At 64.9% G+C, this 12970-nt stretch carries 13 protein-coding genes; 4 read left to right on the top strand and 9 right to left on the bottom strand.

Annotation, left to right across the window (positions count from 1 at the left end):
- Positions 1–13 precede the first annotated feature (13 nt).
- Positions 14–1354, bottom strand: a complete 1341-nt coding sequence (locus KHO41_RS11965; RefSeq protein ID WP_211953495.1) for an NAD(P)-binding domain-containing protein — start codon at positions 1352–1354, stop codon at positions 14–16.
- A 436-nt stretch (positions 1355–1790) separates the two neighbouring features.
- On the opposite strand from KHO41_RS11965, the gene KHO41_RS11960 reads away from it, so the two are divergent.
- Positions 1791–2450, top strand: coding sequence for a sugar transferase (locus KHO41_RS11960; protein WP_211953494.1), 660 nt, complete (start codon positions 1791–1793; stop codon positions 2448–2450).
- A gap of 293 nt (positions 2451–2743) precedes the next feature.
- A complete protein-coding gene (locus KHO41_RS11955) occupies positions 2744–3763 on the top strand; it encodes an ATP-grasp domain-containing protein (protein ID WP_211953493.1) in 1020 nt (339 codons plus the stop codon).
- Positions 3764–3798: 35 nt separating this feature from the next.
- On the opposite strand, the gene KHO41_RS11950 is transcribed toward KHO41_RS11955, so the two are convergent.
- Genes KHO41_RS11950 through KHO41_RS11930 form a run of 5 tightly spaced genes read right to left on the bottom strand, consistent with a single transcriptional unit; the run spans position 3799 to position 8476 of the window.
- Positions 3799–4281 (bottom strand): DUF411 domain-containing protein, encoded by a 483-nt coding sequence (locus tag KHO41_RS11950; RefSeq protein ID WP_211953492.1) that lies wholly within the window; start codon positions 4279–4281, stop codon positions 3799–3801.
- 41 nt (positions 4282–4322) lie between these two features.
- Complete coding sequence (gene copD, locus KHO41_RS11945) at positions 4323–5234, bottom strand: copper homeostasis membrane protein CopD (RefSeq protein ID WP_211953491.1); 912 nt, start codon at positions 5232–5234, stop codon at positions 4323–4325.
- 4 nt (positions 5235–5238) lie between these two features.
- On the bottom strand, positions 5239–5625 hold the full coding sequence (copC, locus tag KHO41_RS11940; protein WP_211953490.1) for a copper homeostasis periplasmic binding protein CopC: 387 nt from the start codon (positions 5623–5625) through the stop codon (positions 5239–5241).
- Positions 5626–5669: 44 nt separating this feature from the next.
- Positions 5670–6680: a copper resistance protein B gene (locus KHO41_RS11935; RefSeq protein WP_211953489.1), complete on the bottom strand. Its 1011-nt coding sequence runs from the start codon at positions 6678–6680 to the stop codon at positions 5670–5672.
- Positions 6680–8476, bottom strand: coding sequence for a copper resistance system multicopper oxidase (locus tag KHO41_RS11930; protein ID WP_211953488.1), 1797 nt, complete (start codon positions 8474–8476; stop codon positions 6680–6682). Before KHO41_RS11930 ends, KHO41_RS11935 begins: the two co-directional genes overlap by 1 nt.
- Before the next feature lie 188 nt (positions 8477–8664).
- On the opposite strand from KHO41_RS11930, the gene KHO41_RS11925 reads away from it, so the two are divergent.
- Positions 8665–9351, top strand: a complete 687-nt coding sequence (locus KHO41_RS11925) for a heavy metal response regulator transcription factor (protein ID WP_211953487.1) — start codon at positions 8665–8667, stop codon at positions 9349–9351.
- Entirely contained in the window at positions 9351–10748 is a 1398-nt protein-coding gene (locus KHO41_RS11920) for a heavy metal sensor histidine kinase (protein ID WP_376989593.1), read from the top strand. The genes KHO41_RS11925 and KHO41_RS11920 overlap by 1 nt, the downstream gene beginning before the upstream one ends.
- Before the next feature lie 4 nt (positions 10749–10752).
- On the opposite strand, the gene KHO41_RS11915 is transcribed toward KHO41_RS11920, so the two are convergent.
- Genes KHO41_RS11915 through KHO41_RS11905 form a run of 3 tightly spaced genes read right to left on the bottom strand, consistent with a single transcriptional unit; the run spans position 10753 to position 12966 of the window.
- Complete coding sequence (locus KHO41_RS11915; RefSeq protein WP_211953485.1) at positions 10753–11121, bottom strand: hypothetical protein; 369 nt, start codon at positions 11119–11121, stop codon at positions 10753–10755.
- Positions 11122–11152: 31 nt separating this feature from the next.
- Complete coding sequence (locus KHO41_RS11910; RefSeq protein WP_211953484.1) at positions 11153–12319, bottom strand: osmoprotectant ABC transporter ATP-binding protein OsmV; 1167 nt, start codon at positions 12317–12319, stop codon at positions 11153–11155.
- Positions 12316–12966 carry an ABC transporter permease gene (locus tag KHO41_RS11905; protein WP_211953483.1) on the bottom strand — a complete coding sequence of 217 codons (651 nt, stop codon included), beginning with the start codon at positions 12964–12966 and terminating at the stop codon, positions 12316–12318. The genes KHO41_RS11910 and KHO41_RS11905 overlap by 4 nt, the downstream gene beginning before the upstream one ends.
- Positions 12967–12970 lie beyond the last annotated feature (4 nt).

Genomic DNA, 12970 nt, shown 5'->3' with positions numbered 1-12970 from the left:
ATCGCTACCGTCCCTACTCCGCATTGTGCTCCGCGGCCTGGAGAACGCTTCTCGCATGCAGACTGCCGCCTGCGCGGCCATTGGCGAGCTCAGGCGTGACGGCTTGCGGCGGCGTCGCGAATCTTCCGGCTTCCTGTTTGAAGCGCGCGGCAATATGCCGTGACATATGGGGAACGGCATATCGCGCGCCGTAGATGAAGCGCAACGCAGGACCAAAGCTCATCGCGGCGGCGGGTCCGAGCACATACAGGTCGCGCACGCTGGTTTCGAAATTCGATGTCAGGCTTGGCGAGCCATCGATGAGCGACAGCGAGCTCAGGATTTCCGATGACATGAACGGGTGCCTGGCCATGTCGACCTTGAAGCCGGTCGCAAGCACGACATGATCGGCGCTGAGGGTAGACGTGCGATTTGCGGAATCGACCTCGATCACGATCCGGCCGTTCCTGACCTCGGCGCTCCTCACCTCTGTCTGCGTCGAGACCTCGAGCTTTCCTTCGACGCGATTGCGCAGCCACCATGCACCAGACGGGCCCCACGATGTCTCGAGAATCCTCTTGCGCTGCTGCAGACTCAGCTTGTGGAATGTCGCGGGATACTCGGACAGCAGGTACGACATCGCCAGCAACCACGGACTGTTCGAATCCCATCCGCGCCCGAGTCCCACACGCGCCCTGAGCAGCCGGGACATGATGCCGTTGGAGGTACGCGGTTCCTTGCTCCAGTTGACCGCGTCGCCGCGTACCAGCAGCCGCACCTTTGCGCCGACCTCGCTCATCAGCGCAGCCAGCCCGATTGCCGACTGGCCGCCGCCGACAATGATGATCTCCTTGCCTTTCGACCACTTCAGGTCGCCGAAGTCACCGGAATGCAGCACGTATGGCTTGGGCACGCCCCGCAGCGCCGATGGCGCCTGTCCGAACGATTTCAGGCCCAGCGAAAGCACGACGCGTCGCGCTACCAGCGTGCTTCCGTCACTGAGGCCCAACCGAAAGTACCCGTCCTTGCGGCACAGGTCCGCCACTTCCAGCGGGCGGATATGCCCGACCAGTTCCGACTGGAACCACTGGCCGTAATCCACGAACGTTTCCACCGGCAGATGCAGGCCCACCGACTTGTATTCCATTCGATTGCGCCGGCAGTAGTCTTCAACCGTATATCCGGCCCACGGCGCGTAGAGATTCGACGCAAAGGCTTCGGAGCGCAGTAGCATCCCGGGCGGCGTGAAGTTCTTCCAGGCGTGCATGGGATGCCCCAGGATCTGATGGGGCACACCAGCCTCTGTCAGATAGGTCGAAGTCGACAACCCGTAGGGACCTGCCCCGACAATGACAGTATCTGTGGACGAGATCATTATTGCTCTTCCCGATAAATATGCCCACTTGCGTCTTCGCGCCGGGCGGGCCACTGCCTGACCATGCTCGGCAGTGGGTGGATCCAGATTCGCATCTCCGGTACGGCCCCGCGCACGCAAGGATCCTGCTGCGCGGCGGGCGGCGCGCCGCTGCTTTCCCGTTGCAGCGATCACGTCACTCAACCAGATGGCGGCAGTCTGGAACCCCCTTGCCGCGCCGTCCGTACGGGCGCGCACACTGCGATGACACATGCGGCCCCTGCCCCGCCTGCACGAATGCGGCGCGGCAGGAACACGCGAGCGAACGTGGCCTTGGCCACATTGGGCGCTTCACAGGGACAGCGAGCCTTGGTTAGATAGGCCATGGAGCAAAAGTCGGAAGCCGTGCATCGGTGATCCGCGAATTCCGCTGCTCCGCGACTCTGGCAGACCGACCATGAAGCGCTTGTTCGATATCGTTTTCGCCGCCCTGGCCTTGCTTGCGCTGGCCATTCCCTTGTTGATCCTCGCGGGCTTCGTGCGCCGCAAGCTGGGTTCGCCGGTGTTGTTCCGGCCGACACGGATAGGCTTGGGCAGCAAACCGTTCAAGGTCACGAAATTCCGGACCATGACCGATGAGCGCGGGCCCGACGGCGAACTCCTGCCCGACGAAGACAGGCTGACGCCATTCGGCCGCTTCCTGCGCCGCTCGAGCCTCGATGAACTGCCGCAGTTCTGGTGCGTGCTGATCGGCACCATGAGCGTGATCGGTCCGCGGCCGTTGCCGCCGAAATACCTGCCGTACTACTCGCCCGAGCAGGCACGCCGGCATCTCGTGCGTCCGGGCATTTCCGGCTGGGCGCAAGTGAACGGCCGGAACTCCCTGTCGTGGGAACAGAAATTCCGCCTCGACACCTGGTACGTGGACCACCAGTCGTTCCGGCTGGACATGAAGATCCTGTGGCTCACGATCGGTACCGTCATACAGCGCCAGGGCATCAACGCCGCTGGCGAAGCAACGGTTCCGGATTTCAAGGGCAGCCAGGTCAGCGCGCAGGAAGACAGCCATCTGGAAACCTCGCCGCGCGCAGACGTTCCGGCCCACTCCGCTGGATAAGCAGACCCGGACACTATCGGGCCTCGCCATCTGTCGTTTCTTCAACGGCGCGCCATGGCGCCGGATGCCACGTGAGGGCCATCACACGGCCCTTCACCACCCACGCCCCCGGTACGTTGAAAGTGCTTCGCTGCCATTCGTGGACGAGCGCACATATCGTGCTTCTTTCTTGCAATGCCTTCTGATTAGATGACACATGCTATGCACCTTCCGGCAAGTGCCGGAAGAATTGCATGACGGACCTGCCGGCAAGAGACAGGACGATTGTGATTGAAATGCCACTGGGGACTGATATGAACGTGCTGCTGACGTGCGTAGGGAGAAGGCGCTATCTGGTCGAGTACTTCAAGGCGGAACTGAACGGCGGCGGCATGGTGTTTGGCGTGGACAACCAGCACAGTGCGCCGGCGGCGAGCATTTGCGATGCGTTCGTGGTTGTGCCGGACATCTATGCGGAGAACTACATCGATGTGCTGGTCGACGTCTGCAGAACAAACCGCATCTCGGTCCTGCTGTCGCTCAATGACCTTGAACTGCCTTTGATCGCGGAGCACGCCCATCGCTTCCGCGAAGTCGGCACCGTTCCCGTTGTGTCGCCCGCGGAGGTCATTCACCTCTGCGCTGACAAGTTCCTAACCGCACAGTTTGCGGAGTCAGTCGGCATATCGACTCCCCGCAGCTATGCGACGCTGAAAAGCGCCGAAGATGCAATCGAAGCCGGCGACATCGACTTTCCACTCGTGGTGAAACCCCGCTGGGGCAGCGCAAGCTTTGGCATCTTCTTCGTCGAGAACCGCGACGAGCTTCGCTTCGCCCATGCCTATTGCGAGCGCATCTGGAAGCAGTCCAAGTTCACCCGCATGGGCCAGCCGGATGCACTTGTCCTGATCCAGGAAATGATCTCCGGCCAGGAATATGGGCTGGACGTCTTCAACGATCTCGAAGCCCGGCCCGTCGGGGTGGCCGTGCGCAAGAAGCTATCCATGCGCGCCGGAGAAACCGACCGTGCCGTCACCGTCGATAGCGACCCGTTCAGCGACATGGCGGGGCGCATCAGCCGCGGACTCCGCCATATCGGCAACGTCGACTGCGATGTCATCGTCCGCGACGGACGCCAGTACCTGCTGGAAATGAATCCCCGGTTCGGCGGCGGCTATCCGTTTACGCACATTGCTGGGGCCAATCTGATCCGCGTGCTGCTGAACTGCATGCGCGGCACGCATCAGGGCGAGCAGATCCGCTATCAGGCCGGGCTCGAGTTCGCCAAGTGCGATTTCCTGGCCAGCGTGGAGCCGCCTGCCGGGCAAAGGTGAACGCCGCAAGGGCATTCACCGCCTTTCATTTGCGTTCAGGGATAGGCCTGGAACACCTTGGCCTTCCCGTCCCGCATCACCAGCAGCACGTCATACGGCGTCCTGCGCCCGCCATACTCCGGGCCGTCCATGCCCGGCGACCCCAAGGGCATGCCGGGCACAGCCAGCCCGACAGCCGTCGGGCGTTCGCGCAACAGGCGACGGATCTCGCGCGCCGGCACGTGGCCCTCCAGCGCATAGCCTTCGACCACCGCCGTATGGCATGAGCCGTAGCGGTTGGGCATGCCCGCCTTGCTGCGTGCAGCGGGGAGGTCGTCCACTTCGTACGTCGTGACCTCGAAACCGTTCGACTGCAAATGCGCGACCCAGTCCTTGCAGCAGCCGCACGTCGGACTCTTCCAGACTTTGACGGCAGTTGCCGACTGGGGCGAAGCGGCCCACGCGGCGGCGGGCAACAGCGCCAGGGCAGCGAGAATGGTTCTGCGTCGGGAATCGGCACCAACAGGTTCAGTGGTCATGGATCGAAATGGATAGCGGGTTCAGAAAATCGGCAGCTAGATCAGGGCACGGGGGACAGCGTGCCGAGCCATGCCACGAGTAACAGCACAAGCATGGCACAACCAGACTCGAACCGCAGGCTTCGGCGCAATGCAGCCAGGGCGGTCCTGTTATCGCCAGTGCGTACGGCGTGCGCGAGCCGCGGGCCCAGGCGGTAGCGATTGACGGCTGCCAGCGCCAGCATGACACCGAACAGCGCGAGCTTGGCCAGCAGCAACGTGCCGTAGCGCGTGGTCAGCAGGCCGGACAAGGTCGGGCCGGCGATCATGACGTAGTTGACAGTCCCCGTCAGCACCAGCGCAAACACGATGCCGGTACCGATGTGCGCAAAGCCGTTCGCGGCCCGGCTCAGTTCGGCAACGCTGTCGTCCGTCGCCGTACAGCCCGGCGATGACATCCGTACGAAGGCGACCAGCGCACCGACCCACGCGCCCGCCGCCAGCAGATGGATGATATCGGCGCTCAAATGGACGGTGTGCCGGATGCCTTCGTCCATCACGCCATGTCCACCCCACGCCAGCGTGGACAGCGCGATCGCGGCAGCCGGCAACTGAATGACCCTGACCCGCCGAAGGCACGGGGCCAAGGTGGCAAGCAGGCACGCCAGCAGTGCGAACACCCTCACTTGCCACGCAACGCCGAAGTCGGTCTCGGCCGCGATCATCCAGACAGTATCGCTGTCGATCTCCCCGTATGACGCCACACCGGTCATCGTTTTCACCGCGAGCACCAGACTGGCGAAGGACAGCACAATGCCCGCCCCCGCCGCCCATGCGGCAACGCGACCGCCATGCCAGCCAGGACGCCCCTCGACGCGCAACCACAACTTCGCGGCAAGCGGAACACCGAACAACAGCATCAGGTCCACATACAGCGCAAAGCGCACGGCGATGGTTGCCCAGTCGGCCTCCATGCGATCACTTGACGGTGAAGGAGAGCTTGCCGGTGATCGGATGCGTATCGGCCGATACCGCGCGCCAGTCCACGCGATAGGTGCCCGGCACAAGCGGACTGGCCGGCGTGATCACCATCGTCTTCGGGTCGTCGCCGGCTGATACCCGCGTCGTCACGTTCATCGGCGCATGGTCGGCCATGCCAGGCATCCCCGTCATGACGAGCTTCGCCCCCGAGACACGCGCTACCAGCGTCTCCGAGAACTGCAATTCGATGCGCGCCGGCGCCGCGATCTCGGCGTTCTCTGCAGGCGTGGAGGCAAGCAATTGCGGATGGGCGAGAGCCTGCCCGGCAGCGAGCAGCGCCGCCGCGGCGAGCAGCGCAACTGCAGTGGTACGAATGGGGGTCATAGGGGTACCTGGATGGAGGATTGGATGGACTGCATTCGCATGGTTCAGAACCAGAGCCGCACGCCAGCCACGAAACGCGTCTCGCCACTGCGGCCTCCGGCTGCCCTGACCATGTCGGACGTGTTGCCGAAGGTCTGGTATCGCTCGACGCCGATATACGGCGCGAACTGCCGGTTGATCTCATAGCGCAGGCGCAGGCCAACGGCACCGCTCGACAGGCCGCTGCCCGTGCCGGTCTCGGGATCGTTCCTGCCATAGAGATTGGCCTCGATGCGCGGCTGCAGGATCAGCCGCTGCGTGATCAGCAGTTCGTACTCTGCCGACAGGCGCAGCGCGGTGCGGCCGCTGTCGCCCACGTAGGCCGTGGCATCGACTTCGAACCAGTAGGGCACCAGGCCTTGCACGCCGAATGCGAGCCAGTTTCGCGCCGGGCGTCCGCTGCCCACATCATTGCGCCAGCCGAGTTGTGTGTCCCAGTACGGGGCGATAGCGTGGCCCCACAGCAGTTCGGTACGCGCATCGTGCACCTTGCCGCCAGCGGCTTCACCCTCGGTCTTGATGACGAGCCGGTTGTAGGTGCCGCCGAACCACGCCTGCGCTTCCCAATTCGCAGCGTTAGCGCCGTTTGCATGTGCCCATTCCAGCCGGTCGACCAGCACCGCGGCGAACGTATGCTCGTCGGCCATGTGGAGGTGGCGTGCGGAACCCAGTGCATACTGGCCGACTCCGAGCTGATAGCCATCGGAGTACGCGTGCGGGTCGCGCGCATCGGCCGGTGCGCTGCCGCCCTGCATCTTCATGTCGGAATGGTCCATGGACGGTGCAGCACTGGAACGCGGCATGGCCGCTGCAGGTGCCGGCCCCTCTTCCATGCCTTGCATACCGTCGTCTTCTGCAGCCGGGGCAGTGGCCGCAGCGTCGGACGAAGGGTGGCCGTGATGTCCGGCATGTGGATCCTGCGCCCAGGCCGATCCGAAGCCTGCCGCGGCGACAATGGCGGCGAGCAGCTTCACCGTGGAACGATGCAAGGCAATGGTGCGTGCGGATCGTTTCATCACGACACCACCACTTCGCGGAACATGCCCGCATCCATATGGAGCATCAGGTGGCAATGCCAGGCCCAGCGCCCAAGGGCATCCGCCGTGACCAGGAAGCTGATGCGCTGCGCGGGCTGCACGGGGATCGTGTGACGGCGTGCCTGGAAGGTGCCGTCAGGCGCCTCCAGGTCGCTCCACATGCCATGCATGTGCATCGGGTGGGTCATCATCGTGTCGTTGTGGAGAATGACGCGCAGCCGCTCGCCATGGCGGAAATGCACGGGCGTCGACTTGCCGAACTCGACGCCATCGAACGACCACGTGTAGCGCTCCATGTTGCCGGTGAGGTGCAGTTCGATCTCTCGCCCCGGCCCGCGCGGATCCGGCGGGCCGCCGAGCGAGTGCATGTCCGCCAGCGTCAGCACGCGCCTGCCGTTGTTGCGCAGGCCGATGCCGGGGTCGTCGAGATTCGTGCGCGGCGTATCCACGCGCATGTCGGTGCCTGCGCCGTATTCCGTGCGGGCGTGGCGCACGGCCTTGCCGGGGACCTTGAGGGGGTTGTCTGCTGCCGCGCCATGCGTCGCATGCTGGCTGTGGTCCATCGCGTGCTGGCTGTGATCCATGGCCATGCCGCCATGGTCTGCACCATGCATGCCGGCCATGTCACCCATCATGTCGCCCATCGTCAGCCACTCGGCCTTGTCCAGCGCAGGCACCGGTGCCGGCAAGCCGTCGCGCACGCTCAGCGTGCCCCTGGCATAGCCGGTGCGATCCATCGACTGCGAGAAGATCGTGTAGGCGTCGTCGCGCGGCTCGACCACGACATCGCACGTTTCGCCGGGTCCGAAGCGGAATTCATCGACCGTCACCGGTTCGATGTTGATGCCGTCGACCTGCACGACCCGAAGCTTCAGGCCCGGGATGCGCACGTCGAAGAAGGTATTGCCCGCACCGTTGATGAAGCGCAGCCGCACGCGTTCGCCGGGCCGGAACAGGCCCGTCCAGTTGCCCGCCGGTGTGAGGCCGTTGGTCAGGTAGGTGAGCGTGGCACCCGACAGGTCCGCGAGATCGGTCGGGTTCATGCGCATCTGGTTCCACATGCGGCGCTTGTCGAGCGCGGCCTTCAGGCCGTCGTTCGACACGTCGCGGAAGAAATCGACAGCCGTGGGCTGGTTGTAGTTGTAGTAGTCGCTCTGGACCTTCAGCTTCGACAGCACCCGCATCGGGTCCTCGTCGGTCCAGTCGGACAACAGCACGGTGTAGTCGCGGTCGGCGCGCACCGGATCTTCCCCGGCGGGGTCGATGATGATGCCGCCGTACAGCCCGATCATCTCCTGGAAGCCGGAATGCGAGTGGTACCAGTAGCTGCCGCTTTGCGCGACCTTGAAGCGGTAGGTGAAGGTCTCGCCGGGCGCAATGCCGCCGAAGCTGATGCCGGGCACGCCGTCCATCTGGTACGGCAGGATGATGCCGTGCCAGTGGATCGACGTCTGCTCGCGCAGGCGGTTGGTCACGCGGATGGTGACCGTATCGCCTTCACGCCAGCGCAGCGTGGGGCCGGGCAACATGCCGTTGATCGTCGTGGCCAAGGCAGGCTTGCCCGTAAAGTTGACCATCGATTCGGCGACCACGAGGTCGAATTCCGTGCCACGCAGCACGGGAGCCGTGCCGAATGCCGTCGCCGCCGGCTGCGCGTGTGCGCTGCCCTGCCACACCGGCAAACCGGCCAGCACGCCACCGGCCGCAAGCCCTTGCACGAAGCGCCGGCGCGACAGGTTGGGCAGCAGCAGGCCAGTTGTGGGATCGCGTCGCATCGAAAATCAGTCCTTGAAAAGTCCATCGCCGCATAGGAACGTGGCAGGCAAAGCATACGGAATGGCGGTGAACGTGCACATGACCCCGAAATTACAATCCGGTAATCTTGGCGTCATCTTGATGTTCACTGCCCTGCGCTACAGTCGCCGCTAGCTTGCGGTGCGCGGCGGCAACAAGGAAAGCGCAGATGAAACTGCTAGTAGTGGAAGACGAGGCCAAGACCGGCGAATACCTGCGGCAGGGCCTGACGGAGGCCGGCTTCGTGGTGGACCTGGCAGCGAACGGGCTGGACGGCCACCACCTGGCCATGAGCGAGGCCTACGACCTGATCATCCTGGACGTGATGCTCCCGGACGTGGACGGCTGGCGCATCGTGCAGACGCTGCGTGCGGCCGACAACCGCGTACCCGTGCTGTTCCTGACCGCGCGCGACAGCGTGGCGGACCGCGTCAAGGGACTTGAGCTCGGTGCAGACGACTATCTGGTCAAACCGTTCGCGTTCGCCGAACTGCTCGCGCGCGTGCGCACGCTGCTGCGCAGGGGCAGCGCGCAGGCAAGCGTGGACCGTGTGCAGGTCGGCGACCTGGTATTGGACCTGCCCCGCCGACGGGCCTCGCGCGGCGGGCGCCGCATCGTGCTGACGAGCAAGGAGTTCTCGCTGCTCGAACTGCTCGTGCGCCGGCGCGGCGAGGTGCTGCCGCGCTCGCTGATCGCCTCGCAGGTCTGGGACATGAACTTCGACAGCGACAGCAATGTGATCGACGTCGCCATCCGCCGCCTGCGCGCCAAGATCGACGACGACTTCGACACCAAGCTGATCCAGACGGTACGCGGCATGGGCTACGTGCTGGAAGACCCCGAGGACACGGTGTGATGCGGCGGTTCTCCCTGACCACGCGCCTGACTGCGCTGTTCTGCCTGTCGTCGGCCGGCGTGCTGCTGGGCCTCGGCATCCTGATCGCGACGGCCATGGATCAGCATTTCGCGGAAGAGGACTTCGCGAGCCTTGGGGACAACGTGCGCCTGATCGAGCGGATTGCCGCCGAAAACGCGGCCGCGTCCGTGCCCGAGCGATTGGCCGTGGCACTCGAGCATCATCCCGGATTCATCACCCATGTCAGCGCGGCCGATGGCCGGCTCCTGTATGCGAGCAACGGCTTCGATTTCCGCACGGTGCTCGGCACTGCTTCGGTACTGCCGGCCGAGCGCGACAGTTTTGTCTGGGATCAGGACGGCAAGGTGTATCGAGGCCTGCGCGCCACCGCGCAGGCGACAGGCGACGCACACACGCCGCTGACCATCGTGGTCGGCATGGACACGGAAATCCACGCGCACTTCATGCGTGCATTCCGCCGATCGCTGGCCTTCTACGTGACGCTGGCCGCGCTGGCCAGCGGCCTGCTCGGCTGGTGGGTGGCGCGTCGCGGGCTGGCGCCGTTGCGCACCATGGCCAGCCGTGCGCGTGCCGTGACTGCGCACAAGCTGGACGCGCGCATGCCTGTGGACGCAGTGCCGGTGGAAATGGCAGACCTGGCCGGTACGCTGAACGCAATGCTGGAGCGCCTGCAGAGCGACTTCGGACGGCTGTCCGATTTTTCCTCCGACATCGCGCACGAACTGCGCACCCCGCTCACCAACCTGATGACGCAGACGCACGTGGTGCTCTCGCAGCCACGCGCTGCCGAAAAGTACCGCGACGTGCTGGCATCCAATGCCGAGGAACTGCAGCGCCTTTCACGCATGGTGTCGGACATGCTGTACCTGGCCCAGATGGAGCACGGCCTGACGCTGCCCAGCGCCGAGCCGATCGACGTCGCGGTCGAGGTCCATGCCTTGTTCGAGTTCTATGACGCGCTGGCCGAAGACAAGGCGGTGCGCCTGCAGTTGCGCGGCGAGGGGCATATCGTCGGCGACCGGCTGATGCTGCGCCGCGCGCTCAGCAACCTGTTGTCCAACGCGCTGCGCTATACGCCGCCAGGTGGAGATATCGTGATCGAGATCGGCGGCAGCCCGGATGCCATCACGGTCTCGGTGGAGAACGACGGACAGGAAATCCGTCCGGATCTGCTGCCCGTCATTTTCGACCGCTTCTCGCGCGGCGATAAATCGCGCGTGCGGCCGGATTCGGACAGCGTGGGGCTGGGACTGTCGATCACGCGCGCCATCATGGCCGCGCATGGCGGCAGCATCGTCGTGCAGTCGGCGCGCGGCAAGACGCGCTTTACGCTCGCGTTCCGCCGGCAGGCAGCGCCTGCTGCGGCGACGGCCTGACGCGTCATTCGCTGCCGGTCAGCAAGCGATACGCCTCGTCTTCCGTGATGTTCAATCGGTATTTGGTGGACAGCATGTGTGCCATCGACCGTGCGGCGTCGGGTGGGCAGTGCCGGAGCTGCTCGCGATAGGCCTCGACTTCGTAGCGCAGGCGCCAGCGCCGGCTCAGCAGATAGAGCACACCCATCAGGCCCCAGCTGCGCCAGAACTGGCGCACATGCACCTTCTCATGCTCGATCAGCGCGTGGCTCGCGCCGGGCCGCAGCAGGATCAGCGGCCCGGGCGTAAAGCCATCAAACCCGCGTGGCACGAGCCAGCGGGTTTCGATCATCAGGCACAGTGGAGAGCGGCAATAGCGCACTTTGCGGACCATGGCCCGAGCATAGCGCGAATCGGGTGGACGCTCACGCCGCGGCGCGCAGTGCCTCCTGCGGTCGCTGGATGGTGGTCGCACCGCCGCGCGAGCGGCCAGAACTCAGATAGCCCGCGATCGAATCCTGCGTCACTTCGCCCAGATAGGCGCCATCGGCGTCGACCACCGGCAGCCAGCTCGTGTTGTGCTGGTACATGCGCGACAGCAGGATGCGCAGGTGCTCGTCGGACGCGGCAGTCGCAGGGAACGCGCGCACCACATCGCTGCAGCGGCCGTTGCCCGCCCGGGCATCGCGCCGCGTGACATAGCCCAGCGTGCGCTGAGCATCATCGACCACCGGCAGGTGGCGCACGTCGGCATCGTCCATCACGCCAAGGGCATCGGACAGGGCCATGTCTGGATTGCAGCTCGGCGGCATGGTGGCCGCATCGCCGGCGTTCACGAGCAGCAGGCGCTTGAGCGTGTTGTCGTGCCCGACAAACGCCTGCACGAACTCGTCGGCCGGGTGCGCGAGCAACGCATCGGGATGATCGAACTGCACGAGCTTGCCGCCCCGGAACACCGCGACCTTGTCGGCCAGCTTGATGGCCTCGTCGATATCGTGCGAGACCATGATCACGGTCTTGCCGAGCTGGCGCTGCATCTGCAGGAATTCGTTCTGGATGCTCTCACGATTGATCGGGTCGACCGCGCCGAAAGGCTCGTCCATGAGCAGCACAGGCGCATCCGCCGCGAGTGCGCGGATAACGCCGATGCGCTGCTGCTGGCCGCCCGACAGTTCGCGCGGATAACGCGACAGCATGCGGTCGGGGTCGAGCTGCACCATCGACATCAGCTCGCGTGCGCGTTCGCGGCACTGCTTCTTGTCCCAGCCGAGCATGCGCGGCACCACCATGATGTTTTCTTCGATGGTCATGTTGGGGAACAGGCCGATCTGCTGGATCACGTAGCCGATCTTGCGGCGCAGCGCCACGCCGTCGATGCCGACGGTGTCCTCGCCATCGATGCGCACGGTGCCCGAGGTCGGCTCGATCAGCCGGTTGATCATCTTCAGCGTGGTGGTCTTGCCGCAGCCGGACGGCCCCAGGAACACGCAGATTTCCCCGCGCGGCACCGTCAGCGAGACAGCATCCACTGCCCGCACTTCCGTGCCGTCTTTTTGCGGGAAGGCCTTAGTGAGTCGGTCGAGTTCGATCATAGTCGGATTCCCTTTGGCGTCAGCACCTTCTGCAACCATTGCAGGAAGGCATCCGCCACGATGGCGAGCACGCTGACCAGGACCGCGCCCACGGCCAGCTTGCTCATATTGCTCTGGCTGATCGCTTGCAGGATCAGCACCCCAAGACCACCCGCGCCGATGATGGCGGCAATGGTGGCCACGCCGATGTTCATCACCACGGCGGTACGCACGCCGCCCAGGATCACGGGCACGGCCAGCGGCAGGTCCACGCGGCGCATGCGCTGCCACGTGGTCATGCCGATGCCGCGACCGGCTTCCTGGATGCCGGGATCGATATTGACCAGCGCCGTGTAGGTGTTGCGCATGATCGGCAGCAGCGAATACAGGAACACCGCGGTCACGGCCGGCAAGTAGCCCAGCGCATGGCCGAAGCGCGCGAAGATCGGGATCATGAGCCCGAACAGTGCGATGGACGGCAGCGTCAGCACGATGGTTGCCAGCGTCAGCAGCGGCGTGGCCAGCCAGCGGAAGCGCGTGATCGCAATGCCCAGCGGCACGCCGATCACGATCGCCATGCCCACGGCCGAGCCGACGAGTGCCAGGTGTTCGACGGTGAGCTTCAGCAGCGTCGGCCAGCTATGTTGGAGGTAGGTCAGCAAGTCCATGCGT

This window comes from Cupriavidus numazuensis (assembly GCF_905397435.1).
Lineage (GTDB): Bacteria > Pseudomonadota > Gammaproteobacteria > Burkholderiales > Burkholderiaceae > Cupriavidus > Cupriavidus numazuensis.
The sequence above is the reverse complement of the archived record's forward strand: the minus strand, read 5'-3'. Positions and strand labels throughout refer to the sequence as shown.

Bases quoted from the DNA above. Each gene is read 5' to 3' on its own strand.
- copC (WP_211953490.1), bottom strand. From the start codon at position 5,625: ATGACCCCCATTCGTACCACTGCAGTTGCGCTGCTCGCCGCGGCGGCG.
- KHO41_RS11920 (WP_376989593.1), top strand. From the start codon at position 9,351: ATGCGGCGGTTCTCCCTGACCACGCGCCTGACTGCGCTGTTCTGCCTG.
- copD (WP_211953491.1), bottom strand. From the start codon at position 5,234: ATGGAGGCCGACTGGGCAACCATCGCCGTGCGCTTTGCGCTGTATGTG.
- KHO41_RS11960 (WP_211953494.1), top strand. From the start codon at position 1,791: ATGAAGCGCTTGTTCGATATCGTTTTCGCCGCCCTGGCCTTGCTTGCG.
- KHO41_RS11950 (WP_211953492.1), bottom strand. From the start codon at position 4,281: ATGACCACTGAACCTGTTGGTGCCGATTCCCGACGCAGAACCATTCTC.
- KHO41_RS11925 (WP_211953487.1), top strand. From the start codon at position 8,665: ATGAAACTGCTAGTAGTGGAAGACGAGGCCAAGACCGGCGAATACCTG.
- KHO41_RS11910 (WP_211953484.1), bottom strand. From the start codon at position 12,319: ATGATCGAACTCGACCGACTCACTAAGGCCTTCCCGCAAAAAGACGGC.
- KHO41_RS11905 (WP_211953483.1), bottom strand. From the start codon at position 12,966: ATGGACTTGCTGACCTACCTCCAACATAGCTGGCCGACGCTGCTGAAG.
- KHO41_RS11965 (WP_211953495.1), bottom strand. From the start codon at position 1,354: ATGATCTCGTCCACAGATACTGTCATTGTCGGGGCAGGTCCCTACGGG.
- KHO41_RS11955 (WP_211953493.1), top strand. From the start codon at position 2,744: ATGAACGTGCTGCTGACGTGCGTAGGGAGAAGGCGCTATCTGGTCGAG.
- KHO41_RS11935 (WP_211953489.1), bottom strand. From the start codon at position 6,680: ATGAAACGATCCGCACGCACCATTGCCTTGCATCGTTCCACGGTGAAG.
- KHO41_RS11915 (WP_211953485.1), bottom strand. From the start codon at position 11,121: ATGGTCCGCAAAGTGCGCTATTGCCGCTCTCCACTGTGCCTGATGATC.
- KHO41_RS11930 (WP_211953488.1), bottom strand. From the start codon at position 8,476: ATGCGACGCGATCCCACAACTGGCCTGCTGCTGCCCAACCTGTCGCGC.